This is a genomic window from Pedococcus sp. P2_E2 (genome assembly GCF_056403955.1).
In genome coordinates this window covers 13,144-36,418 of record NZ_JBFUEM010000005.1, presented here as the reverse complement: position 1 = coordinate 36,418, position 23,275 = coordinate 13,144, and the positions used below count along the sequence as shown (strand labels likewise).

The 23,275-nt window shown below is 70.6% G+C and carries 28 protein-coding genes; 21 read left to right on the top strand and 7 right to left on the bottom strand.

Going from position 1 to position 23,275, the window contains the following annotated elements; genetic code table 11:
- The first annotated feature begins 42 nt into the window (after nucleotides 1-42).
- Nucleotides 43-1,950 carry a bifunctional metallophosphatase/5'-nucleotidase gene (locus AC1DWR_RS11445; RefSeq protein ID WP_477624449.1) on the top strand — a complete coding sequence of 636 codons (1,908 nt, stop codon included), beginning with the start codon at nucleotides 43-45 and terminating at the stop codon, nucleotides 1,948-1,950.
- A gap of 157 nt (nucleotides 1,951-2,107) precedes the next feature.
- Here AC1DWR_RS11445 and AC1DWR_RS11440 read toward each other — a convergent pair whose 3' ends face one another.
- The gene (locus AC1DWR_RS11440) at nucleotides 2,108-2,812 is read right to left on the bottom strand and encodes a winged helix-turn-helix transcriptional regulator (RefSeq protein WP_477613989.1); all 705 of its coding nucleotides are present in this window, start codon (nucleotides 2,810-2,812) and stop codon (nucleotides 2,108-2,110) included.
- A gap of 120 nt (nucleotides 2,813-2,932) precedes the next feature.
- Here AC1DWR_RS11440 and AC1DWR_RS11435 point away from each other — a divergent pair, with 120 nt between their 5' ends.
- Nucleotides 2,933-3,253, top strand: coding sequence for a MoaD/ThiS family protein (locus AC1DWR_RS11435; protein WP_477624448.1), 321 nt, complete (start codon nucleotides 2,933-2,935; stop codon nucleotides 3,251-3,253).
- A 7-nt stretch (nucleotides 3,254-3,260) separates the two neighbouring features.
- The gene (locus AC1DWR_RS11430) at nucleotides 3,261-4,124 is read left to right on the top strand and encodes a hypothetical protein (RefSeq protein ID WP_477624447.1); all 864 of its coding nucleotides are present in this window, start codon (nucleotides 3,261-3,263) and stop codon (nucleotides 4,122-4,124) included.
- 203 nt (nucleotides 4,125-4,327) lie between these two features.
- Here the strand turns inward: AC1DWR_RS11430 and AC1DWR_RS11425 are convergent, their stop codons facing one another.
- Nucleotides 4,328-4,696 (bottom strand): DsrE family protein, encoded by a 369-nt coding sequence (locus AC1DWR_RS11425; protein WP_477613986.1) that lies wholly within the window; start codon nucleotides 4,694-4,696, stop codon nucleotides 4,328-4,330.
- A 122-nt stretch (nucleotides 4,697-4,818) separates the two neighbouring features.
- On the opposite strand from AC1DWR_RS11425, the gene AC1DWR_RS11420 reads away from it, so the two are divergent.
- The 3 genes from AC1DWR_RS11420 to AC1DWR_RS11410 are packed head-to-tail and all read left to right on the top strand — an operon-like array spanning nucleotide 4,819 to nucleotide 6,857.
- Nucleotides 4,819-5,316, top strand: a complete 498-nt coding sequence (locus AC1DWR_RS11420) for a heme-binding beta-barrel domain-containing protein (RefSeq protein WP_477624446.1) — start codon at nucleotides 4,819-4,821, stop codon at nucleotides 5,314-5,316.
- Between the two features lie 9 nt (nucleotides 5,317-5,325).
- On the top strand, nucleotides 5,326-5,913 hold the full coding sequence (locus AC1DWR_RS11415) for an arsenate reductase/protein-tyrosine-phosphatase family protein (protein ID WP_477624445.1): 588 nt from the start codon (nucleotides 5,326-5,328) through the stop codon (nucleotides 5,911-5,913).
- Nucleotides 5,913-6,857, top strand: a complete 945-nt coding sequence (locus AC1DWR_RS11410; protein ID WP_477624444.1) for a hypothetical protein — start codon at nucleotides 5,913-5,915, stop codon at nucleotides 6,855-6,857. Before AC1DWR_RS11415 ends, AC1DWR_RS11410 begins: the two co-directional genes overlap by 1 nt.
- A 15-nt stretch (nucleotides 6,858-6,872) precedes the next feature.
- Here AC1DWR_RS11410 and AC1DWR_RS11405 read toward each other — a convergent pair whose 3' ends face one another.
- Complete coding sequence (locus AC1DWR_RS11405) at nucleotides 6,873-7,895, bottom strand: LCP family protein (RefSeq protein WP_477624443.1); 1,023 nt, start codon at nucleotides 7,893-7,895, stop codon at nucleotides 6,873-6,875.
- A gap of 81 nt (nucleotides 7,896-7,976) precedes the next feature.
- On the opposite strand from AC1DWR_RS11405, the gene AC1DWR_RS11400 reads away from it, so the two are divergent.
- Nucleotides 7,977-8,393 (top strand): Fur family transcriptional regulator, encoded by a 417-nt coding sequence (locus tag AC1DWR_RS11400; RefSeq protein WP_477624442.1) that lies wholly within the window; start codon nucleotides 7,977-7,979, stop codon nucleotides 8,391-8,393.
- A complete protein-coding gene (gene ygfZ, locus AC1DWR_RS11395) occupies nucleotides 8,378-9,436 on the top strand; it encodes a CAF17-like 4Fe-4S cluster assembly/insertion protein YgfZ (protein ID WP_477613980.1) in 1,059 nt (352 codons plus the stop codon). Before AC1DWR_RS11400 ends, ygfZ begins: the two co-directional genes overlap by 16 nt.
- A gap of 56 nt (nucleotides 9,437-9,492) precedes the next feature.
- Here the strand turns inward: ygfZ and AC1DWR_RS11390 are convergent, their stop codons facing one another.
- Nucleotides 9,493-10,911: a tyrosine-protein kinase domain-containing protein gene (locus AC1DWR_RS11390; RefSeq protein WP_477624441.1), complete on the bottom strand. Its 1,419-nt coding sequence runs from the start codon at nucleotides 10,909-10,911 to the stop codon at nucleotides 9,493-9,495.
- Between the two features lie 154 nt (nucleotides 10,912-11,065).
- Between AC1DWR_RS11390 and AC1DWR_RS11385 the strand changes: the two genes are divergently transcribed.
- The 7 genes from AC1DWR_RS11385 to AC1DWR_RS11355 all read left to right on the top strand — a co-directional run bounded on the left by AC1DWR_RS11385 (nucleotide 11,066) and on the right by AC1DWR_RS11355 (nucleotide 15,522).
- Nucleotides 11,066-11,905, top strand: coding sequence for a beta-keto acid cleavage family enzyme (locus AC1DWR_RS11385; protein WP_477613978.1), 840 nt, complete (start codon nucleotides 11,066-11,068; stop codon nucleotides 11,903-11,905).
- Between the two features lie 157 nt (nucleotides 11,906-12,062).
- A complete protein-coding gene (locus AC1DWR_RS11380) occupies nucleotides 12,063-12,485 on the top strand; it encodes a helix-turn-helix domain-containing protein (protein WP_477624440.1) in 423 nt (140 codons plus the stop codon).
- Nucleotide 12,486: 1 nt separating this feature from the next.
- Nucleotides 12,487-13,185, top strand: a complete 699-nt coding sequence (locus tag AC1DWR_RS11375) for a hypothetical protein (protein ID WP_477613976.1) — start codon at nucleotides 12,487-12,489, stop codon at nucleotides 13,183-13,185.
- 189 nt (nucleotides 13,186-13,374) lie between these two features.
- A complete protein-coding gene (locus AC1DWR_RS11370) occupies nucleotides 13,375-14,355 on the top strand; it encodes an asparaginase (RefSeq protein ID WP_477624439.1) in 981 nt (326 codons plus the stop codon).
- A gap of 6 nt (nucleotides 14,356-14,361) precedes the next feature.
- Nucleotides 14,362-14,787, top strand: a complete 426-nt coding sequence (dtd, locus tag AC1DWR_RS11365; RefSeq protein ID WP_477624438.1) for a D-aminoacyl-tRNA deacylase — start codon at nucleotides 14,362-14,364, stop codon at nucleotides 14,785-14,787.
- Between the two features lie 16 nt (nucleotides 14,788-14,803).
- On the top strand, nucleotides 14,804-15,142 hold the full coding sequence (locus AC1DWR_RS11360; RefSeq protein ID WP_477624437.1) for a DUF2516 family protein: 339 nt from the start codon (nucleotides 14,804-14,806) through the stop codon (nucleotides 15,140-15,142).
- Nucleotides 15,139-15,522 (top strand): phosphomannose isomerase type II C-terminal cupin domain, encoded by a 384-nt coding sequence (locus AC1DWR_RS11355; protein ID WP_477624436.1) that lies wholly within the window; start codon nucleotides 15,139-15,141, stop codon nucleotides 15,520-15,522. The genes AC1DWR_RS11360 and AC1DWR_RS11355 overlap by 4 nt, the downstream gene beginning before the upstream one ends.
- On the opposite strand, the gene AC1DWR_RS11350 is transcribed toward AC1DWR_RS11355, so the two are convergent.
- On the bottom strand, nucleotides 15,504-16,307 hold the full coding sequence (locus tag AC1DWR_RS11350) for a class I SAM-dependent methyltransferase (RefSeq protein WP_477624620.1): 804 nt from the start codon (nucleotides 16,305-16,307) through the stop codon (nucleotides 15,504-15,506). The two genes, AC1DWR_RS11355 and AC1DWR_RS11350, sit on opposite strands and share 19 nt — an antisense overlap.
- Nucleotides 16,308-16,352: 45 nt before the next feature.
- Here AC1DWR_RS11350 and AC1DWR_RS11345 point away from each other — a divergent pair, with 45 nt between their 5' ends.
- From AC1DWR_RS11345 to AC1DWR_RS11330, 4 genes are all read left to right on the top strand, one after another.
- Nucleotides 16,353-17,144 (top strand): hypothetical protein, encoded by a 792-nt coding sequence (locus AC1DWR_RS11345; RefSeq protein WP_477624435.1) that lies wholly within the window; start codon nucleotides 16,353-16,355, stop codon nucleotides 17,142-17,144.
- Between the two features lie 62 nt (nucleotides 17,145-17,206).
- Complete coding sequence (gene mshA / locus AC1DWR_RS11340; protein ID WP_477624434.1) at nucleotides 17,207-18,520, top strand: D-inositol-3-phosphate glycosyltransferase; 1,314 nt, start codon at nucleotides 17,207-17,209, stop codon at nucleotides 18,518-18,520.
- The gene (locus AC1DWR_RS11335) at nucleotides 18,517-19,005 is read left to right on the top strand and encodes a YbjN domain-containing protein (RefSeq protein WP_477613969.1); all 489 of its coding nucleotides are present in this window, start codon (nucleotides 18,517-18,519) and stop codon (nucleotides 19,003-19,005) included. Before mshA ends, AC1DWR_RS11335 begins: the two co-directional genes overlap by 4 nt.
- A gap of 33 nt (nucleotides 19,006-19,038) precedes the next feature.
- Nucleotides 19,039-19,773: a phosphoglyceromutase gene (locus AC1DWR_RS11330; protein ID WP_477624433.1), complete on the top strand. Its 735-nt coding sequence runs from the start codon at nucleotides 19,039-19,041 to the stop codon at nucleotides 19,771-19,773.
- Nucleotides 19,774-19,833: 60 nt separating this feature from the next.
- Here the strand turns inward: AC1DWR_RS11330 and phoU are convergent, their stop codons facing one another.
- On the bottom strand, nucleotides 19,834-20,523 hold the full coding sequence (phoU, locus tag AC1DWR_RS11325) for a phosphate signaling complex protein PhoU (protein WP_477618378.1): 690 nt from the start codon (nucleotides 20,521-20,523) through the stop codon (nucleotides 19,834-19,836).
- Between the two features lie 169 nt (nucleotides 20,524-20,692).
- Between phoU and AC1DWR_RS11320 the strand changes: the two genes are divergently transcribed.
- On the top strand, nucleotides 20,693-21,895 hold the full coding sequence (locus tag AC1DWR_RS11320; RefSeq protein ID WP_477613966.1) for a sensor histidine kinase: 1,203 nt from the start codon (nucleotides 20,693-20,695) through the stop codon (nucleotides 21,893-21,895).
- A complete protein-coding gene (locus tag AC1DWR_RS11315; RefSeq protein ID WP_477613965.1) occupies nucleotides 21,892-22,575 on the top strand; it encodes a winged helix-turn-helix domain-containing protein in 684 nt (227 codons plus the stop codon). Before AC1DWR_RS11320 ends, AC1DWR_RS11315 begins: the two co-directional genes overlap by 4 nt.
- A 1-nt stretch (nucleotide 22,576) precedes the next feature.
- Here the strand turns inward: AC1DWR_RS11315 and AC1DWR_RS11310 are convergent, their stop codons facing one another.
- Nucleotides 22,577-23,128, bottom strand: coding sequence for a hypothetical protein (locus AC1DWR_RS11310; protein WP_477624432.1), 552 nt, complete (start codon nucleotides 23,126-23,128; stop codon nucleotides 22,577-22,579).
- Between the last annotated feature and the right edge of the window lie 147 nt (nucleotides 23,129-23,275).

The window sequence follows — 23,275 nt, the reverse complement described above, 5'->3', positions numbered from 1 at the left end:
GTCCGGCTACCGCCGGTTTTCCTCCCGCACAAGGACGCACACATGACCTCATCCCGCACCCGACGCCTATCCAGCGTCGTGGCCGTGGCCGCCCTCGCGGCCACCGGTGCGGCCTTCACGGGAGGCAGCACGTCCGCTGCCCCCAACGGGCCGACCATCGACATCCAGCTGCTGTCGTTCAACGACTTCCACGGGAACCTCGAGCCCCCGTCGGGCTCCGGCGGCCGGACCATCACCTCGGACACCTACACCGAGACGTCGAGCACCAACCCGAACACCGGCGTGACCACCTACGCGGTGACCCCCACGACGGTGAACGCCGGTGGAGTCGAGTACCTCGCGGGACACCTCAAGGCCATGCGTCAGGGACACCCGTACACCGCGACCGTCGCAGCGGGCGACATCGTCGGAGCCTCGCCGCTCCTGTCGGCCGCGTTCCACGACGAGCCGAGCATCGAGGCAATGAACAGCCTGGGCCTCGACGTCACCGCCGTGGGCAACCACGAGTTCGACGAGGGGTACAAGGAGCTGCAGCGACTGGCCAACGGTGGCTGCCTCGACGACGGCGCCGGCGCGGCCAACCAGGACTCCTGCCCCGGTGGCAAGAGCTTCGCGGGTGCGTCCTTCCCGATCCTCGCGGCCAACGTCCGCTACAAGGCGACCGGCCAGACGATCCTGCCGGCCACGTGGGTCAAGAACTTCAAGGGAGCCAAGATCGGCTTCATCGGCATGACCCTCAAGGACACGCCGAACATCGTGACCGCGTCGGGCATCGAGGGACTGGAGTTCACCGACGAGGTGGACACCGCTAACGCGTTGGTCCCCCAGCTCGAGGCGCAGGGCGTCAAGGCGATCGTCGTCCTCATCCACCAGGGTGGCGTCCCCCTGCGGACCGCGACCTATCCCGGTGGGCCCCACACCAACCCGGCCAGCGGTCTGGAGAACCGGTTCGACTCGGCCTGCCCCACGGGCACCAGCACGGGCCTGAACCCCAACACCAGCGCGAGCCCGATCATCCCGATCGCGAGGGCGCTGTCCCCGCAGATCGACATGATCGTCAGCGGCCACACCCACACGCCGTACGTCTGCAGCATCCCCGACCCGGCAGGGCAGCCGCGCCTGGTGACGTCGGCGTCCTCGTTCGGCCGTCTCGTGACCGAGACGACGCTGACCTTCGACCGTCGCACCCAGGACATCGTGCGCAGCTCGGTGGCCGGCAGCAACGTCATCGTCACCCGCGATCCGGCCCTCAAGGACGCGGCGGAGACCAAGATCATCGCCGACTACAAGACCCTCATCGCCCCCATCGCGAGCAAGGTTCTCGGTTCGATCAGCACGGACATCACGACGTCGGCGAGCTCCGCGGGCGAGTCCAAGCTCGGGGACCTCATCGCCGACGCCCAGCTGGCCGACCCGTCGACCATCACCGGTGGCCAGACCCCGGTGATCGCCTTCATGAACCCGGGTGGCATCCGCACCAACCTCACCTACGCGAACAAGTCGTGGAACGAGGCCCCCGGTGAGGTGACCTACGACGAGGCCTTCCAGGTGCAGCCGTTCAACAACTACCTCGTCTCGGTGTCGCTCACGGGCGCACAGATCAAGGAGATCCTGCGCGAGCAGTGGGGTGGTGGTGCGACGACCTCGCCCAACACCGTTGCCAGGCCGGTCATCCTGCAGGTGTCGGCGGGCTTCGCCTACAGCTACAGCGACACCCCCACGGGCCGAGTTCTCGGGCCGGTGACCCTGGGTGGTGCCGAGATCAGTGACACGGCCAGCTACCGCGTCGTGACGAACAACTTCGTCGCGGACGGTGGAGACGGCCTTCCCGGCTTCCGGGTCGGCACCGGCAGGTTCTTCGGCGGCCTCGACATCGACGCCTTCGCGAACTACCTGCAGGCGCACTCGCCGTACAGCCCGGTCGCGGACGCCCGGATCACGAAGAACTGAGCACGACGTACTGACGCGGCAACGCGGCATACGCACTGACGCGGCAACGCGGCATACGGCAACGACGAAGGCGCCCCTCCCGGGAACGGGAGGGGCGCCTTCGGTGTGGAGCTGGCTTCAGGGGCTGAGGGTCGCGGAGCGTTGCAGCGCAACGGGTTCAGGCGTCGGCGTGTGCGTCTTCGCGGGGGAGGTCCTCGGCGGGGACGAACCGGTAGCCCACGTTGCGCACCGTGCCGATGAGCACCTCGTGCTCGGAGCCGAGCTTGGCCCGCAGCCGGCGGATGTGGACGTCGACGGTGCGGGTGCCCCCGTAGTAGTCGTAGCCCCAGACCTCCTGGAGCAGCTGGGCCCGGCTGAACACGCGACCCGGGTGCTGGGCGAGGTACTTGAGGAGCTCGAACTCCTTGTAGGTCAGGTCGAGCAGCCGTCCACGGACACGGGCGGAGTAGGTCGCCTCGTCGATCGTGACGTCGCCCGAGGTGATCTGGACGTCCTCGGGCTCCTGGGTGTCCACGAGTCGGCCTGCCGCCAGCCGAAGCCGCGCCTCGACCTCGGCGGGGCCGGCGGACTCGAGCAGGACCTCGTCGACCCCCCACTCGGCCGTGATGCCCGCCAGGCCGCCCTCGGTGAGGATGGCGATGAGGGGCACGGACATCCCCGTGGCACGGAGGACGCGGCACAGGGAGCGGGCCACCGCCAGGTCGCGGCGGGCGTCCAGCAGGACGGCATCGCAGGGTGGGGCGTCGACCAGCGCGGTCGGCTCGGCCGGGATGATGCGCACGTGGTGGGTGAGCAGACCCAGTGCCGGAAGCACCTCGGCGCTGGGCGCCAAGGCGTTCGTCAGCAGCAACAGACGGGCCATGCCTTGAAAGGATACGGGCGAGGGCCCCCCGGCGGGCCTGTGCACACATGGTGAGACCCTTGTCTCACGGAAAGAGCTCACGAGAAGAGCTCGACGGAGTCGCCTGAGAGGAGCGTGGGTATGCCGCGTGACGACGATGCGCCGACGGTCACCGTCGGCTCGACCGAGGTTGGCAGTGCCACGGTCCGCAGTGCCACGGTCGGCAGTGCCACGGTCCGCTACTGGGCCGGTGCCCGGGCTGCGGCCGGCGTGGAGACCGACCTCGTGCGTGACTGCGCAACGATCGCCGAGGCCGTGGCGGCGGTCGACGCGCTCCACCCCGGGCTGGCGCCGGTGACGGCAGTCAGCACGCTGCTCCTCGACGGCCGGGCGGCGCACCGCGACGACCCCCTCCCGGACGGTTCGGTGCTGGAGGTACTGCCTCCCTTCGCCGGGGGGTGATGCGAAGATGCCCCTTGTGTCCGACGTCCCCGAGCAGGCGCCCAACAACCCTGCCGTCCCGCTGACCCGGCGCGAGCGTCGAGCGCATGCCCAGACCGCCCCGCCTGCGCTGCCGCGACGAGCCCTGCTCCCGCGACCGCTGTCGATCGCGGCGACGGTGGCCTTTGCGGCCCTGGTGGCCCTCACCGGCTATGCGAGCCCCCAGTTCGTGGCGCTCGCCGTGGCGTTGGCCGGGTTGGTGCTCGCCTGGGGATGGCCGCTGCTGCTCAGCCTGCCGAGTCCCCGCGGCACCAGCGCCGTCCTGGCCATCGGCACGCTGCTCATGACGGGGACCGCCCTGCTGACGCGCCACGACCCGTACCTCGAGTGGATGCCGGCCGCGCTCGCTGTCGCGGTCATCGTCGCCTTCCTGCACCAGCTGATGCGCCGTGACGGCCGCCCGCGCCTGACCGAGTCGGTGGCCGCCACGATCTCGGGACTGGCGATCATCTCGGCGGGCACCACGCTCGCCCCCATTCCGCACGTCCTGGCGGGAGAGCCGGCCCTCGCGGCGGCGATGGCCGGACTGGGAGTCGGTGCCCTCGCCGATCCCTGCGTCTCTATCGCCCGACTGCGGCAGTGGGCGCTCTTCATCGCGATGCTGCTCGGGGGTGGCGCAGCGGTCGTCGTCTCCCTCGTGGCGGGTGACCCGATGCCGGGGCCGGCAGCACTGCTCGGCCTGCTCGCGGCCGCCATCTCTCACGCGGCGCGGCGGGTGCTGGCTCCACTGCCGGCGACGGCCATGCCACGGGCCCAGCTCGCCGTGGCTGCCGCGTCATCCCTGCTCGTCGGCGTGGTCGCCTACCTCGTGGTCCGCTACTTCGTCGCCTGAGCACCGCACTTCCGGCGAGGGTGCCCCACGGCGGGCGCGGGCGCCGCGACTTGTTGCCGCCTGGTGGTCACCCAGGGCCCGGATCGGGGGTCTGGTGACCGCCGGGGAGCAACAAGTCGCAGGGCGTGGCGACCCTTCCCGCGCTGGGAGGTGGGCACGCGGCATACCCAGGCCGTGGGTCTGGCGTCGGGCGCTCGCTGCGGTCAGTAGACGAGGGCCTGGGCCCCGGGCGCGGTGACCTCCTCGACGAACGCCGCCGCCCCACGGATGAGCACGCCGGGCACGAGGTCGGCGTCGCTGAGGTCGCGCCGCGCCGCGCACTGGCCGCACACGGTGACCGTCCCGGCTGCCACCACGGCGTCGCGGAGGTCCGCCAGAGGGGCGGCGTGGGCCAGCTCGACCGCCTCCGCCCGACCGGGCACGCCCATCCACGACGCGTCCCCCGTGAGCCACAGACTGACGTCCACCCCGCTGGCCACGGCGGTGGCGGCGACGGTGAATGCCTGGTTGAGGCGTTCGAGCGACTCGGTGCCACAGGTGACCTTGATGACGAGCGTGCGCGGGTCTGTCATGGTCCACAGGCTACGATCTGGCGCGTGCACACGTTCTACATCTCCCTGCTCGCCCTCACGGCCGTGGTGATCACCTGGTTTGCGGGATTCGTCGTCTACCGCCTGGTCAAGACGCCGCGCTGATGCAGTTCACCCTCGACCCCGACCTCCCGCGCGAGCTCGCGCCCCTGGCCTGGCTGATCGGCCGCTGGGAGGGCGCCGGCGTCGTCGGCTACCCCACGATCGAGTCGGCCAACTTCGGGCAGGAGATCGAGGTGAAGCACGACGGCCGCCCGTTCCTGGAGTGGCACAGCCGCACCTGGCTGCTCAACGAGGCGGGCGACAAGGTGCGACCGCTGGCGACCGAGCTCGGCTTCTGGCGGCCCTTCCCCGACGGCGAGGTCGAGTTCCTCCTGACCCACCCGACGGGCATCGTCGAGCTCTACTACGGCAAGGCCGAGCCGGCCAAGATCGAGCTGCGCACCGATGGAGTGCTGCGCAGCCCCCAGGCCAAGGAGTACAACGCCGCCACCCGGCTGTACGGCCTCGTCAACTCCAACCTCATGTGGGCGATGGACATGGCCGCCGTCGGTCAGCCGCTCCAGAGCCACCTGTCCGCCGAGCTCAAGCGCGTCGGCTAGGGCCCACCGATGTCGTCGACACCAGCGCGGATCCTCACGGTCTGCACCGGCAACATCTGCCGGTCACCGTTCCTCGAACGCGCGCTGCAGGCGGAGCTGGACCGATCGTGGGGCCCCGGCGCCGTCGAGGTGTCCAGCGGTGGCACCGGCGCGCTGCCCGGCCACGCGATGGAGGACCAGGCGCGGGCGCACCTGGAGAGCCAGGGGTATGCCGCGAACGGTTTCCTCGCTCGCGACCTCACGCAGTCGATGGTCGCGGAGGCCGACATCGTGCTCACCGCCACCCGCGCTCACCGGGGCAAGGTGGCCATGCTGCACCCCAAGGCGCTGCGCTACGTCTTCGCCTTCCGTGAGTTCGCCGACCTGGTCTCGGGGCTGGAGGACTCGGTCGTGCAGATCCCGTCCGACTCGGCCAGGGAGCACATCGTCCGTGTCGTCGCCCTGGCAGCAGGCCAGCGGGGGATGCGGGCGCCGCTGCGTGACGCCGAGGCCGACATCGTCGACCCGTACCGCCGCCCCCCGCAGGTCTTCGAGGACATGACCGGCCAGATCATGGGCTCGCTGCCCGCGGTGGCCCGAGCCCTCGGGAGGCCGTGATGCCCCGCCTGGGTGAACGAGCCGGCATCGTCGGGTTGGGCGCCTTCCTGGTCGTGGACGTGCTGCTGGTGGCCTTCGCGATCAACAGCACGCGTCAGCCGGTCGACCAGGGTGGCTCCACCATCAACGCCGGCGTGGTCGGCTCGGCGTCATCCTCCAAGACGAGTACGTCCACGGGCGGCACGACCACGTCGGACCCGAGCACGCCCAGCGTCGAGGTCGCCCCGTTGACGCAGGGGGTCGTGGCGTTCGACAAGAACAGCGCCTTCCGCTTCACGACGGGCACCTGCAAGTCGGGCGGCTCCAAGCTCGAGCTGACCCGCAACGCCGGAGCGACCTGGGGCCCCCGGTCGGTCCCCTATGACGCCATCGTCCGCGTCCGCGTGCGACCCGACGGTTCGGCCTTCGTCGTCGGCGCCGACTCCGCCACCGACTGCACCCCGGCCATTCGCCACGCAGGTGCCCTCGACGCGGACTTCGGGGACTCGGTGGTCGTGAAGGATGCGTGGTTCCGAGACCCCAGGGCGGTCGCCTCGATCGGTCTGCCCACGGGCGGCACGGGCAAACCGTGTGGCTCCGGCCCCGTGATCGACCTTGCGGTGGTGGACAGCGGCGCCGCAGCCCTGTGCCCGGACGGACGGGTGAGGGTGAGCACCTCCGGCGGGCGCTGGGACACGTCGGCCACCGTTGCCGGTGCGCTCGCCCTGGCGCTCAACGCCAAGGGCCGCGCGTTCGTCGCGCTCCCCGGTGCGGACTCGTGCAGCGGCGTCGCGGTCGTCGACGCCGCCAAGCCCACCTCGGCCCTGGGCTGTGCTGAGGCAGACCTCACCAAGGTCGAGCCGGGAACCGTCGCGCTGTCGGTGACGTCCGGCTCCGGCTGGCTCCTCGTGGGAGACGCCGTCTACCTCGCCGGCGGCGACCTCGCGACCTGGAAGAAGAGCTGACGACCGCTGACGCCGCTACGGCGTGTGGGTGACGTCCTGGTAGGTGCCCATCGCGTCGTTCTGCAGCGCCTCGCCGAGGGCCTGCATCCCCGGCTCGTCGACGATGTCGATGGACGCACCGGCGGGTGAGGTGCCGAAACCGGTGAACGGCGCCGTCACGAACGCGATGTCCGAACCACGCAGGTTGCGCAGGGACAAGGCCTCGCTGCGCATCTTGCTCACCGTGAAGGCGTCGTCGACCGTGAGGTTCGCCGTGCCCGCTTCCACGAACTGCGCCAACCTGACCGGGTTGGTCAGGACGCTCTTGCTCAGGGACTTGAGCATCAGGGCCTTGATGAAGGCCTGCTGGCGTCGGCCGCGCGAGATGTCGCCCTCGCTGAGATCCTTGCGCTCGCGGACGAAGGCGAGCGCCTCCGCACCAGTCATCTGCTGGTAGCCCTTGGTGAACGTGTAGCCGTCCGAGCTGCTCGACTCCTCGACGTACACGTTGACGCCGCCCACGGCATCGGTCATGTTCTTGAAGCCCTCGAAGCCCACCAGGGTGACGTGGTCGATCGGCACCCCGACGAGGCCCTGGAGCGTCTGGACCAGCAGCGGCGCACCCCCGTAGGCGAAGGCCGCGTTGATCTTGTCCTTGCCGTGGCCGGGGACGCTGACGTAGAGGTCGCGCGGGAAGTGCACCAGCGTGACGGTCTTGCGGTCACTCGCGACGTGCATGAGCACGATGACGTCGGAACGGGCGCCGGCCAGCCCTGCGCGGGCGTCGGACCCGATGAACAGGATGTTCTGCGCCTGCTTCGCCGCGGGCTTCTTCGTCGGGGCGGGCGCGGCACCGCTGACTCCCGGTGTCGGGAGCAGGGACTCGTGCTGGACGTTTGCGGTCACCGTGTGGTTGAGGAAGAGCAGGTACGCCGCGATGCCCCCGACCACGATCAGGACCACGAGCGCCAGGATGACGGCCAGGGTCCGCCGAAGGCGCGATCGCTTCTGGGGCGCCTTCGGGGGCGTGGACTGGGTCTCTTCGAATTGGTCGAGCACCCGCACAGTGTAGGTAGCGCCCGAGCGCACTCGTGACAGAACTCGCCCGAGGGGCCCGTCACAGAACCGTAGAGTGGGATGGTGCAGGACGTCGGCGAGCGGTTGCGGGCCCAGGGGCGGCGGATGACGCCGCAGCGGCAGCGGGTGCTCGACGCCGTCGCCCAGCTGGGGCACGCCACGCCCGAGGACGTCGTCGCCCAGGTGGCCCGCGACGGGGGTCCGGCCCTGGCGCCGTCGACCGTCTACCGCGCCCTGGACGCCCTCGAGTCGCTGCGGGTCGTGGGACACACCCACCTCGACCACCGGGCGCCGAGCTACCACCTCGCAGACCACGCCGACCACATCCACCTCGTCTGCCGCACCTGCGGCCGCGTGCAGGAGTGCCCCAAGGAGTACGCCGAGGGCTTCGCGGGGAATGTTCTGGCCGGTTCCGGCTTTGTTGCTGACGTGACACACATGGCGATCCACGGAGAGTGCGGCACATGCGCGACGCGCTAGGGACGACCACCGAGCCCGGTATGCCGGCGGTGACGCCCTCCGTGCTGCTCGGCCACGGCGGTGCCGTGGAGGGTGACGGTCCCGATGCAGGGGTCGCCGCCCACTACGGCGATCCCCTCCGAGAGCAGCGCCTCCTGTCCGAGGGGCTGGCCGTCGTCGACCTGTCCCACAGGGGGGTCGTCACCGTGACCGGACCCGACCGGTTGTCCTGGCTCCACTCGATCACCAGCCAGCAGCTGACGGGCCTGGGGCCGCGGCAGTCACGCGAGGCGCTGGTGCTGACACCCAAGGGCCACGTAGAGCACAACCTCCACCTCGTCGACGACGGTGAGACGACGTGGATCACCACCGAGCCCGGTCGGTCGGCGGCCCTGGTCGGCTGGCTGGACTCGATGCGCTTCATGCTCAGGGTCGAGGTGGCCGACGTGACGTCCGAGTGGGCCGTCCTCGGCGAGCCGTCAGGGCTGGAGTCCCAGCCCGGGGAGCGCCTGGCCTGGCGAGACCCCTGGCCCGACCTCGTGGGTGACACCGCGGCATACGGACCGGTCGAGGGGCACCCGGCACTCGGGCGCACCTGGCGTGAGGTCCTGGTCGAGCGGCCGGGACTGGCAGAGGCGGTCGCCGACCGCGACCTCGCCGGCACGTGGGCATGCGAGGCGCTGCGCGTCGCGGCCTGGCGTCCGCGCCTGGGCTTCGAGACCGACCACCGCACCATCGCCCACGAGGTGGACTGGCTCCGCACGGCGGTGCACCTGCACAAGGGCTGCTACCGAGGCCAGGAGACGGTGGCTCGCGTGCACAACCTCGGTCGCCCACCGCGGCGACTGGTCTTCCTGCACCTCGACGGGTCGGGGCACACGCTGCCCGATCGCGGCGCAGCGGTGATGGCCGGTGACCGTCAGGTGGGTCAGCTGACCTCGGTGGCCAGGCACTTCGAGGACGGCCCGGTCGGACTGGCGCTGGTGAAGCGGAACACCCCGGTGGACGACGTCCTCGACATCGACGGCGTCAGCGCCAGCCAGGTCGTGGTCGTCGCGCCCTAGTCGCTTGGCCGCGCGCTGGTCGTGCGGTAGGCGCCCGAGCAGGCGACGGTGAAGGATCAGACCTTGACGGCGTGGGCGTGGCGGTCGCGGGTGCGTTCCTTGCGACTGCGCGCCTGGGTGAGTGGTGCGTAGCCCTCGCCGTAGTAGTAGCTCTCGGCGTTCGCGCCACGGGTCGGGATCCTGTTGACCACGAGGCCCAGGACGTTGCCGTTGACCGCGTGGACGGACATCAGGGCCCGGGTCAGCTGCTCACTGTTGACGACTCCGCAGCCGACCACGAGCACGACCCCCCCGGTGAGGGTGCTCAGCACGGTGGCGTCAGTGACGGGCAGGACCGGCGGGGCGTCGATGATGACGTAGTCGAACATCTCCTCGAGCCGGCTGATGGTGCGCGACATCGTCTCCGACCCGAGCAGCTCACTGGGGTTGGGCGGGATCTGACCGGCGCCGAGGACCTGGACACCCGTGTCGCCGAACGGCTGGAGCACGTCCACCAGGTCGGCCTGGCCGATGAGGACGTTGGTCAGGCCGACGGAACCCTCCAAACCCATGTAGTTCAGCAGCCGCGGTCGACGCAGGTCCGCCTCGATGATGCAGACCCGGGCGCCTGCGGCAGCCATGCTGATGGCGAGGTTGGCCGTCGTCGTCGTCTTGCCCTCGGCGGGGAGCGAGGAGGTGAACACGATCGAGCGAGGGTGGTTGGCGGCGTCGACGAACTGCAGGTTCGTGCGCAGGGCCCGGAAGGCCTCGGCGCGGGGTCCGTGCGGGTCGGACTGCACGATGAGCGGGTTCTTGGGGCCCTCCGGATCGTAGGTGATCCCGCCGATGATCGTCTCGTCGACCGCGTCAGTCACGTCGCGTTCGCTCTTGATGGAGGTGTCGAAGGTGTCGCGGAGCAGGGCGACGCCGAGTCCGACGAGCAGACCCAGGACCACGCCGAGGCCGATGTTGCGCACCGGGTTCGGGCTGATCGGGCTCACGGGCACCGACGGCGGCCGGACGACCGACACCTTGACCGGGCTCACGGAGTCGTCGTTGACGCGCTCGAGCTCAAGGATGCTGGTCGAGAACTGCTTCCCCACGGCGCTGGCGATTCGCGCGGCCTGCTCGGGGTTGCCGTCCGACACGAGCACGTCGATCAGGACGGTGTCGAGGGGGACGCTGGCCGTGATGCGGGAGCCGAGCTGGTCGGCAGTGCCGGAAAGTCCGAGGCTCTTGATGACCGGATCGAGCACGGTCGGCGTCGTGATCAGGTCTGAGTAGGACTTGACGCGCTGCTGGGTGAACGTGTTGCCCTGCAGCAGCTGGGTGGAGTCCTGACCGCCCGAGGTGGACACGAACAGCTGGGTGCGCGCCTGGTACGTCTTGGGGCTCCACAGGGTGAGCAACGCAGCCAGGCCCACCATCAGGAGAGTCACGGCAGCGATGGCACGCCAGCGCTTGCGCACGACCCGGTAGTAGTCGTGAAGGTCCACGGTCCTGCTTTCACTGTCGGGGCGCGGTCGATGGGCCCCGGTTGGTTTCGGCTGTGAGCGCCGACAGTCTCCCACACAACGCCTGAGGAGCCGGGTTTCCGCTGCTGGAGCGGCCGTGGTGATGGCGCTGGGCGTGGCTGCCATGATGGCGCCCATGGCTCCCACGACCGGCACCCTGATCACCGTCGCGCCCACCGGTGCGGAACTCGCCAAGGCCGACTTCCCACAGCTGCCCACGACGCTCGACGAGCTCGTCGAGACGGCCGTGGCGTGTGAGCGGGCGGGTGCCTCGATGATCCACCTGCACATCCGTGACGGCGAGCACCGACCGACGCTGGACCCAGGTCACCTGAAGGCCGCCGTGGAGGCACTCCGGGAGCGGACCTCGCTGGTCATCCAGCTGTCGACCGGGGGCAGCGTGCACGACCCGCTCGACCAGCGGCTCACGGTCCTGGACGCAGAGCCCGACTCCTGCTCGCTCACCTGCGGCACCACGAACTTCGGCGACGACGTCTTCCTCAACCCCTACGGCTTCATGTCCGACCTCTACGTGCAGGCCCAGGAGCGCGAGGTGGTCCCGGAGTTCGAGCTGTTCGACCTGGGCCACGTCGCGTCGCTGGCCCGCCTCATCGACACCCACGGCCTCCCGTTCGGCGGCAAGGTGCACGTGGACTTCGTGACCGGTGTGCCCGGAGGTATGCCGGGTACACCTGCTGCGCTGTTGGCCGGCGTGGCGATGCTCCCGCCCGAGGTCACCTCCTGGTCCGCGACGGGGATCGGTCGCAGCCACCTGCCCGTCGCGGCAGCGGCCCTCGCGGCCGGCGGCCACCTGCGGGTGGGGATGGAGGACAACGTGGTCTTCGCCCGCGGCATACCCGTCGAGCACAACTCCCAGCTCGTGGAGCGGGCCGCGCACCTCGCAGAGGTGATGCAGCGCCCCGCGCTGTCGACCGAGGACGCGCGCCTCATGCTGGGCGTGAAGGACCGCCGCTGAGACCGGCACCCGAGTCCCCGACTTGTTGCCAGCCGGTCGTCACGGAGCCGCCGCAGGCACTGGTTGGTGACGATCTCCGCGCAGGAAGTCACCCTGTGATGGGGAACACGCTGCCTCCAGTTTGCATTCTGCTAACTGGAGCAAGCACACTGGGGGCATGAGCCGAATCCCGTTGCCGCTCCCCGGCAACAACCTGGGTGACTACCTGCGCGAGCAGCGTCAGTCCGCCCGGCTCTCGCTGCGCCAGCTCTCCGAGCTCGCCGGTGTGTCCAACCCCTACCTCTCGCAGATCGAGCGGGGCCTGAAGAAGCCCAGCGCCGAGATCCTCCAGCAGCTCGCCAAGGGCCTCGAGGTGTCGGCGGAGTCGCTCTACGTCCGGGCCGGGATCCTCGACGAGCGCCACGGCGACGCCCATGCGACGCCCGGCGCCGAGTTCGACACCAGGGCCGTCATCGGCGCCGACCCGCAGCTCACCGACCGTCAGAAGGCCGCGCTGCTCGACATCTACGACTCGTTCGTGGGCGTCGGCAGCAAGCCCGGCACCACCCGTACCAAGACCCCTCGTAACAAAGGAGCATGACATGGCATTCGTTGCCGACATCCGCAAGACCGTCACCGACACCACTCCCGTCTTCGCCGCGGTCGGCCTGGCCGACCTCGCCGTCGAGAAGGTGCGCGACGCCCGCGTCAAGGCCACCGTCAAGGCCACCGGCGTCCGTGTCGACCTCGACCCCGCCGCGCTGCAGACCAAGGCCCAGGTCCGCGTGACCGAGGTTGCCGAGCAGGCCCAGGAGCTCCCGGCCCTCGCCCTCAACCGCAGCCTCGAGCTGGCCGGCAAGGCGCAGGAGACCTACGAGACCGTCGCTGCCCGTGGCGAGAAGCTCGTCAAGCGCGTCCGCACCCAGAAGTCGACCAAGGACCTGCTCGCGCAGGCCGAGGCAACCTTCGCCCTGGGCAAGGGTGCCGTCACGACCGTGCGCAAGTCCGCCACGGACATCCAGCGCTCGGCCAAGGCCACGCTGACCACCGGTCGCAAGGAGGCCGCTGTCGCCGCCGACGCCATCGCCGACTCGATCGTCGTCGAGGCCACGGAGGCCGGCACCGCGGTGAAGCAGTCCGCCACCCGCACGCGCACCGCCGCCAAGCGCACCGCGACCACCACGAAGAAGGCCGCCGCCAAGAGCACGTCCGCCACCAAGGGCGCGACCACCAGCGCGAAGAAGACGGCCACCGCCACCAAGAAGGCTGCCACCACGGCCGCCACGAAGGTCGGCGACTGACCAACCCCAAGCCAATCGGCCCTCTCCCGTGATCCGGGAGGGGGCCGTTTGCCTGTCCCGGCTGAGGCGCTCCACCCCGGAACGGTGACCTTCACCCCGGAACCGTTCCGGGGTGAAGCACGCCCTTGTCCCTTGACCCGATAAAGGTGGGGCGGGGGAGGTGGGGTGGGCGGTGGCTAGGCTCGCCGGGTGAGCACGCCGCAGACAGCCACCCCACCCGCCCTCGACGACGCGCCGGTCCTTGCCCACTACGTGCGCGGAGGTTTCGTCGAGTCCGCGCACCGCGCCTCCGTGGTCGCCACCGCCCCGGACGGCAGCCACCTGCTGGCACTCGGTGCCGTCGACGACCCGATCTTCCCGAGGTCGTCGAACAAGCCGATCCAGACCCTGGCCATGGTGCGTGCAGGTCTGCGTGTGCCGCCCGAGCACCTCGCCCTCGCGTCCGCCAGCCACTCCGGCGAGGAGTTCCACGTGGAGGCCGTGCGCGAGATGCTCGCCGCTGCGGGACTGACCGAGGCCGCCCTCCAGAACACGCCGGACTACCCGGTCAACGAGGCGGCGCGCGAGGCGGTGATCCGTTCAGGCGGGGCCAAGACGCCCATCATGCAGAACTGCTCGGGCAAGCATGCGGCGATGCTGGCCACGTGTGTCGTCAACGGCTGGGACACCAAGACATACCGCGACCCGAATCACCCACTGCAGCAAGCGATTTCGCGGACACTCGCCGAGCTGACGGGTGACGAGATCACGGCAGTGGCCGTCGACGGCTGTGGCGCGCCGGTGATGGCCGTGACGCTTGCGGGGCTCGCCCGGGCCTTCGGCCGGATGGCCGCTGCCGACCCGGCGACGCACGAGGGCGAGGTCGCCGACGCCATCCGCGCCAACCCGGCATACCTCGGGGGCAGTGACCGTGACGTGACCGCCCTCATCGAGGCCACCCCCGGCCTGATCGCCAAGGACGGTGCCGAGTCCGTGTATGCCGTGGGGCTGGCTGACGGGCGCGGCGTGGCCGTCAAGGTCGCCGACGGCTACCCCCGGGCGAAGCCGGTCATCCTGGCCGCCGCGCTGCGGCGGCTCGGCGTCGAGTCGCTCGCCCTGGCCCAGCTCGAGAACTCTCCCGTGCTCGGGCACGGCGAGGTCGTCGGCGGCATCGTCGCCGTCAACATCTGAGGCGACGTGCGCGCCGTCCTGCAGCGGGTGACGAGCGCCTCCGTCTCGGTCGAGGGCGAGGTCGTGGGAGCAGTCGACCGGCCGGGGCTGGTGGCGCTGGTCGGTGTGACCCACGACGACGGGCCCGACCAGGTCGAGGCGCTGGCCCGCAAGATCAGCGAGCTGCGGATCCTGCGCGACGAGCGTTCGGTGCTCGACGAGGGAGCGCCGGTGCTGGTCGTCAGCCAGTTCACGCTGTACGCCGACATGCGAAAGGGGCGGCGGCCGTCGTGGAACAACGCGGCGCCGGGCCCGGTCGCGGAGCCGCTCGTGGACGCTGTCGTCGCGGCCCTCCGTGCTCGAGGGGTGGAGGTTGCCACCGGCCGGTTTGGGGCCATGATGGAGGTCACCCTCGTCAATGACGGTCCAGTCACCCTGGTCGTGGACGTCTGACCCTTAGGCTGTGCACATGTTCTCCGCGCTCGGTTCCGCACAGGGCATCGTGATCCTGCTGCTCAGTCTCGCGGCCTTCGCGGCCGAAGTCTTCGCGTTGGTCGACGCCCTGCGCCACCGCCCGGACGCGTTCATCGCGGCAGGCAAGCGCACCAAGAAGTTCTGGACCATCGTCACGGGTGTCGCGGTCCTGCTCGGGTTCATCTCGGTGGCGAACTCGATCACCCTGTTCTCGGTCGGGCTCATCGCCATCGTCGGGGCGGGCATCTACCTCGCCGACGTGCGTCCAGCGCTGCAGCAGGTCAGCGGCAGCGGCCGCGGAGGGCAGCACATGGGGCCGTACGGACCGTGGTGACCCGAGACATGTCGGCCCTGCCCGACCCGCGCGACGGCATCTTCACGGTGGAGCGGCCATGGGGGAACTTCCAGCAGTTCGTCGCCAACGAGCCCGTCACCGTCAAGATCATCACGGTCGACCCGGGCCACCGGCTGTCGCTGCAGACCCACGACCACCGGGGGGAGTTCTGGCAGGTCCTGGACGTCCCGATCGAGGTCACCGTCGGGGACCGCACGTGGACTGCCGCGCCCGGCGAGCCGGTCTGGGTGCCGTGCAACGCGGTGCACCGGATGGCCAACAAGGGCGACCAGCCGGGCCGTCTGCTCGAGATCGCCTTCGGTGACTTCGACGAGGCCGACATCATCCGCCTCGAGGACGACTACGCCCGCGACGCCTGACCCGCGGGGGCGACGGCCGACCAGTCGACGGTGACCTCGCCGAGGCGCCACCTCGCCGGCCCGTCCTGGACCGGCCAGCCGTCCTCGCTCACGGCGTCCACCGTCGCCAGGAAGCGTTGCCGAACGCCGAAGCTCGCGTGGTGGGCCGCGTGGCTCCACGCCCTGTCCAGCGCCTGGAGCCACCCGTGGACCGGCTCCCCTTCGACGTTGCGGTGGATGAGCGACTTGGGCAGCCGCTCGGCGATGTCGGAGGGGCGGTCGAGCCCCCGCAGTCGCCACGACAGGCTCAACGACACTGGGCCGGTCCGATCGACGGCGATCCACGCACTGCGTCGACCGAGCTCGTCACACGTGCCGTCGACGAGCAGGCCGTCGGGGGAGAGCCGTTGCTGGACGGTCGCCCACGCCTCGGCCACCTCTGTCTCGTCGTACTGCCGCAGCACGTTGAACGCGCGGACGATGGTCGCTTGACGCCCGTCGATCGGTACCTCGAAACCACCGTGTCGGAACGAGAGCCCCTCACGCTCGAGGGGCCGGCCCAGCGCCACCCGCTCAGGCTCGATCTCGATCCCCACGACCTGGACATCAGGACGCACCCGCTGGAGGCGGTCGTGCAGCTCGACAGCCGTCACCGGGGAGGCGCCGTACCCGAGGTCCACCACGACCGGCATACCGACGGCCCGCCGCAGGCGCCAGGCCTGGGGGCCGGCCAACCAGCGGTCGACCCGACGCAACCGGTTGGGGTTGGTGGTGCCGCGGGTGATGGTGCCCACCGGTCGCTGCACAGCCACGCGCGCAGCCTACGCGGCGACGCACCCTAGGCTGGGCAGGTGCGAGGCCGGGAGCGTGACATCAGCCGCAGCATGGTCGCGCTGGTGGCTTCGCTCGCCGCCCTCGCGCTGCTCGGCCTCGTCACCAACGTGCCCGGCTGGCTGGGCCACGGCGAAGGCTTCGTCGACGTCGCGCCGGGCCTGCTGACGGTCGACGCCGAGGCCAAGGGGGTGGCGACCCTGGGTGGCGGCGTGACCGTGTCGCTCTACTCCGACGGACTGCGGATCAACCGCGAGAACGACCTGCTGCTCCAGACCGTGATCGGGGGGGCGATGCTGTCGGCCGTCGAGGGGAGTGCCACGACCGACGCAGCCGGGACGAAGGAGCGGGTCACCCGCAGCTACGACAACCTGACCATCACCGAGCTGGTCTTCCTGCCGGGCCGGGCGACGTACTTCGGCAGGCTCAGCGACGGGTCGCGCTCCCTGCCCGTGACGCTGCGGATCGAGTCGGCCGGCGGGCTGATCAGGGTCGGCGCCTCGGTCAACGGTGCCGACGGAGTCGTCTGGCACCTCGACCGCGAACCCCTGACGGTCGGCATCCGTCCCGGCCTCCCCGCCGTGAACCTTCGCGACTCGGCGGCCTGGATCGACCCGGGAGCGGTCGAGGGGCGGGCGGTCTTCACGACCCTGCTGCGGACCGACATCGGGGTCGGCCCGCAGCGGGTGGCTCGAGGCGTCGACATCCGCGCGGCCGGGCGCACCGACATCCATGTCTGGTCCGACTCGTGCTCGTTGTCGGTGTCGTCCCAGGCCCGTCCGGCGCCGCAGCCGTCTCGATCGCGCGGCTGAGCACGGCGCCGGGCTGACCACCGGCGTCGTGGGCCCCAGCGGCTGCGTGGCAGACTCGCAACATGGGCTGCTGCGAACGCATCGACCGCGTCGCGATGCTGAGCGTCCACACCTCCCCGCTGGAGCAACCGGGCACCGGTGACGCGGGCGGGATGAACGTCTACGTCGTCGAGGTGGCGCACCAGCTGGCCAGGCGCGGCGTCGAGGTCGAGATCTTCACCAGGACCACGACGGCTGACCTGCCCCCCACGGTCGAGATGGAGCCGGGCGTCACCGTCCGTCACGTCACCGCGGGTCCCTACGAGGGGCTCGGCAAGGACGACCTCCCCGGGCAGCTGTGTGCTTTCGCCGCCGGCGTGATGCGCACCGGAGCCCACGAGGCCGAGGGTCACTACAGCCTGGTCCACTCGCACTACTGGCTGTCCGGCCAGGTGGGGTGGCTGGCCGCCGACCGCTGGCAGGTGCCGCTCGTCCACACCATGCACACCATGGCGCGGGTCAAGAACCTCCACCTCGCCGACGGTGACACGCCCGAGCCCCCTGGTCGCGAGATCGGTGAGGTCCAGGTCGTGGAGGCGGCGGACCGCCTCATCGCCAACACCCTCGGCGAGCGTCACGAGCTGATCGACCTGTATGCCGCGGAGCCCGACAAGGTGGTCGTGGTGCCTCCGGGCGTGGACCTGTCGCTGTTCTCGCCGGGTGACCCTCGCGCGGCGCGCGCCGCCGTGGGCCTGCCGCAGGACGCCAAGGTGCTGCTCTTCGTCGGACGGATCCAGCCCCTCAAGGCGCCCGAGGTGCTCATCAAGGCGGCGGCCGAGCTCCTGGCGCGGCACCCGCACTGGTCCGGCGAGCTGGTCGTCGCCGTGCTCGGCGGTCCGTCCGGTTCCGGCCTGGCGCACCCGCGAGGGCTGCAGGAGCTGGCCGAGGGACTCGGCATCAGCGCGCAGGTGCGGTTCGTGCCGCCGGTGCCCAGGACCGACCTGGCTGACTGGTACCGCGCCGCGGACCTCGTGGCGGTGCCGTCGCACTCGGAGTCCTTCGGGCTGGTCGCCGTCGAGGCGGAGGCGTGCGGGACCCCGGTCGTCGCTGCCGATGTCGGCGGTCTGCCCACTGCGGTCGGGGATGCCGGGATCCTGGTCGGCGGCCACGACCCCCACACGTGGTCCCTGGCCCTCGAGTCCCTGCTGCTGGACCCGCAGCGAAGAGAAGCCCTGAGCCGCAAGGCGGTGCAGCACGCGGCGCTGTTCGGCTGGGACCGCACGACCGAGCGGCTCTACGAGGTCTACGTCGAAGCGTGTCGGGCCAAGAGCTACTCCAACGACACTCCCTCGCCCAACGGCTCACTGGCCGGGGTGCCTGCGGCGGTGGTCCCGTGAGCCAGCTGGTGTCCGCGATCGAGGGATACCTCGCTGGGGCCGAGATCGAGTGGGAGCAGGGTGCCCGCGAGGGTGAGTTCGTCCTCACCCTCCCGGGCGAGCAGAAGCTCAAGACCGTCGTCTCACTGGTGGTGGGGGCTGACGCCCTCTCCTTGTCGGCCTTCGTCATTCGCAACCCGGACGAGAACCACGAGACCTTCTACCGCTACCTGTTGCGCAAGAACCTGCGCCTTCCGGGGCTCGCCTACTCGGTCGACAAGTCCGGCGACGTCTACGTGACCGGACGCGTCCCCGCGGGCGGGGTCGACGCGGCATACCTCGACCAGGTCCTGGGAGTCGTGCTGGAAGCCGCGGACGCGCACTTCAACGAGCTGCTCGCGATCGGCTTCCTGACGAGCATGCAGAAGGAGTGGGACTGGCGGGTGTCACGGGGGGAGTCGCTGCGCAACCTCGAGGCGTTCCGCCACCTGCTGGAGCACGACTGAGCGGTGGCGCGTTGCCTCGCTAGGCTGGCCCGCATGGCATACACCCTCATCCTGCTGCGCCACGGGCACTCCGACTGGAACGCCAAGAACCTCTTTACCGGCTGGGTCGACGTCGACCTGAACGACCAGGGTCGCGAGGAGGCCGTCAACGGTGGAAACCTGTTGAAGGACAAGGGAGTTCTGCCCACCGTCGTGCACACGTCGGTGCTTCGGCGCGCCATCAACACGGCCAACCTCGCACTCGACGCAGCGGACCGGCACTGGATCCCGGTCCGGCGCGACTGGCGGCTCAACGAGCGCCACTACGGCGCGCTCCAGGGGCTCGACAAGGCGGCCACGCGCGACAAGTACGGCGACGAGCAGTTCATGCTGTGGCGGCGGTCGTTCGACACGCCGCCGCCGCCGATCGAGGCCGGGTCCGAGTTCGACCAGAGCGGCGACCCGCGCTACGCCGGCATCGACGTGCCGCGGACCGAGTGCCTCAAGGACGTCATCGAGCGGTTCATGCCCTACTGGGAGGGGCCGATCCAGGACGACCTGCGGGCCGGTGAGACGGTATTGGTCACGGCCCACGGCAACAGCCTGCGCGGACTGGTCAAGCACCTCGACGGCATCAGTGACGAGGACATCGCCGCCCTGAACATCCCGACCGGCCAGCCGCTCGTCTACACCCTGGGTGAGGACTTCATGCCGACCAAGCCGGGGGAGTACCTCGACCCCGAGGCCGCCGCCGAGGCCGCCGCAGCCGTCGCCAACCAGGGCCGCTAGCGCGCGGCCGTTTTGCCGCGCGAGGTGAGTGGCGCGCGAGGTGAGTGCCGCGCCAGGTGGTTACTGCGGACCGGTCGCGCGGTCTTCCTGCTCCTCGTGGTCCTCGGCGACGTCCCACTCACCGGTGACGAGGTAGACGACGCGGTGGGCGACCGACACGGCGTGGTCGGCGAAGCGCTCGTAGTAGCGACCCACGAGGGTCATGTCGACGGCCGCCTCGGTGCCGTGCTTCCACGTCCCGTCGATGAGGTGGCTGAACAGCGTGCGGTGCAGCTCGTCCATCGCGTCGTCGTCGCGCTCGAGCGTCTTGGCGTCCTCGACGTCCTTGGCAGCGATGACCTGCCCGCACTTGGCGACGATGCGCTCGGCCACCTGGCCCATCTGCAGGATCGTCGCTCGGATGTCGGCCGGCACGGCGGAGTCGGGGTAGCGCAGCCGCGCGACCTTGGCCACGTGCCGGGCGAGGTCTCCCATTCGCTCGAGGTCGGCGCTCATCCGCATGCTGGTGACGACCATGCGCAGGTCTGTGGCGACCGGCTGCTGTCGGGCCAGGAGGTCGATCGAGAGCGCGTCGAGGTCCTCGCGCATGCGATCCAGCTCCTTGTCGGCCTTGATGACCGATTCGGCCAGCTGGATGTCGGCGTCGAGCAGGGCCGTCGTGGCCCGGGCCATGGCGGACCCGGCCAGACGCGTCATCTCGACCAGCTGGTCGGAGATGGTGTCCAGGTCCTCGTGAAAGGCGTTGCGCATTGCTTCCCTAGGGGTGTTGGGCACGGGTGGGCGTGGTGAGGTGTGCGAGCCGAGGCTCCCACGGGGCAGTGAACGATCGGGTGACCTCAGGTGAACATCTGGGTACGGCCGTGCGTTGGGGTGTCGTTTCGTGCTCGGAAGGGGATGTTCCGCACCGTACATTGATGGGGTGGATGCGACCAGCGCTGCCGTCTTGGCCGGGTTCGCCGGGCTGCTGACCGGCGCCCTTGCCGTCATCGCCGTGCGCTACTCCGAGCGACAGCAGACCAGTGTGCCGCCGACGGTTCCGGTCACGCCGTTGCCGTCGGGGGTGGCCGACGTCCTCGCGGTGCTGCGCTCCAGCGCCATCGTCGTCGACTCGGCCGACGAGGTCATCAACAACTCACCGTCCGCCGCGGCCTACGGCCTGGTCAAGGGCAAGGAGCTGGTCCACCGCGAGCTGCGCCACCTGGCCAGGCAGGTCCGCCGCGACGGCGTCATCCGTGAGTCCCAGCTCGAGCTGGCCCGCGGCCCGCTCGGCCAGGCCCGCTCGATCATGCACGCCCGGGTGGCCCCGCTGGGCAGCAGCCACGTGCTGCTGCTGGTCGAGGACCACACCCAGGCCCAGCGCGTCGAGGAGGTCAGGCGCGACTTCGTGGCCAACGTGAGCCACGAGCTCAAGACCCCGGTGGGCGGGCTGGGCCTGCTGGCCGAGGCGATCCAGGACGCCAAGGACGACCCCGAGGCGGTCGAGCGGTTTGCCTCGCGGATGCAGGTCGAGAGCCATCGGCTGGCCCAGCTCGTCAAGGAGATCGTCGACCTGTCGCGCCTGCAGGTGGCCGACACCCTCCACGAACCCCGGCTCGTCGACGTGACGGCAGCCGTGCACGAGGCGATCGACTACTCGCGCGTCGGCGCCGACGCCAAGCAGATCGACATCGCGGAGGCCTGCGCTGCCGACCTCAAGGTCTTCGGCGACGAGGCCCTGCTCGTCACCGCTGTCCGCAACCTCATCGGCAACGCCGTCGCCTACTCCGAGCCCGGAACCCGGGTCGCCGTCGCCGGTCGCCTCGCGGGCGAGATGGTCGAGATCACCGTCACCGACCAGGGGCAGGGCATTCCGGCGAGCGAGCAGACGCGCATCTTCGAGCGCTTCTACCGCGTCGACGACGCGCGCTCCCGCGCCACCGGCGGGACGGGTCTCGGCCTGGCCATCGTCAAGCACATCTGCGCCAACCACGGCGGCGACGTCGACGTGTGGAGCGAGGAAGGGCGCGGGTCGACCTTCACCATCCGCCTACCCGCCGCGGTCGACCGGACCGGGTCCTCGCGCCCATCGCCCAGCCCTTCAGCAGAGCAGCCGCACCCGACCCGAGGAGACACCCCGGCATGACGCGCATCCTGGTCGTCGAGGACGAGATCTCGTTCTCGGACCCCCTGTCCTACCTGCTCCGCAAGGAGGGCTACGAGGTCGCCGTCGCCGAGACCGGACCCGAGGCGCTCGCCGACTTCGACCGGGCCGGTGCCGACCTCGTGCTCCTGGACCTGATGCTCCCGGGCCTGTCCGGCACCGAGGTATGCCGCGCGATCCGGTCGCGCTCGAACGTCCCCGTCATCATGCTCACCGCCAAGGACAGTGAGATCGACAAGGTCGTGGGTCTCGAGATCGGTGCGGACGACTACGTGACCAAGCCCTACTCGTCCCGCGAGCTGCTGGCCCGGATCAAGGCAGTGCTGCGCAGGCTGTCCGAGCCCGAGGACCTGCTGCCCGCCACGATCGAGGCCGGTCCGGTGCGCATGGACGTCGAGCGGCACATCGTCACCGTCTCGGGGGAGCCGACCCAGCTCCCGCTGAAGGAGTTCGAGCTGCTCGAGATGCTGCTGCGCAACACCGGCCGCGTGCTCACGCGCATGCAGCTCATCGACCGCGTCTGGGGCAGTGACTACGTCGGCGACACCAAGACGCTCGACGTCCACGTGAAGCGCTTGCGCGCCAAGATCGAACCCGACCCGGCCGACCCCCGGCACATCGTGACGGTGCGCGGACTGGGCTACAAGTTCGAGTCCGACTGAGTCAGGGAGTCGCCGTCGCCGTGGGGGTGGCCGCGACGGGTGGGTTGGTCGGGGCGAGCGAGGCGTAGTACCCGCTGGCCGACAGCACCGGCACCACCACGACGACGGCGGGTGCGCTCGGCGACTGCACGCTGAGCGTGACGACGTCGCCGGGGCTGACCGGCACGCCCGGCAGCTGCACCTGGGTCGCGTCGGAGAGGCGACGTTCGGAGTGGGCCGGCGCCTCGGCATACACGGGCTGGCCCTGCGGCAGGGCGAACGCGATGCGCTGCGCCTCGCTGCTGTTGTTGCTGACCGACGCCGACAGCACGCCGGCCTTGTCCTTGCCGCCGCTGACGACGACGAGGTCGCGCAGCTGCACGGCGCCGAGGTCAACGGGGACACCGTCGGCCGCGACGTAGGGGACGTCGGTCTGCATCGGCGACTGCGTCTGGCAGGCCGAGAGCGCGAGGGCGGCACCGGCCACCGCGACCGGGAGCAGGCGTCGCAGCAAAGGGCGCGGACTGGTGGAACGGCCTCCGGAACGGCGGGCCAGCGGGGTTCGGCGGGTCACGGGAGACAGCCTACCGGCCGGGTGCCGGCCGCGCGCCGACCCTCTGCACCCGAGTGCGCACCCGTGCGCGTTGCACGGAAGTGACCATTCTGTCAAGACCGAATTCGTTGCCCCGCAAGGCCTTTGCGCGCCCCTGACCTGCGCAAA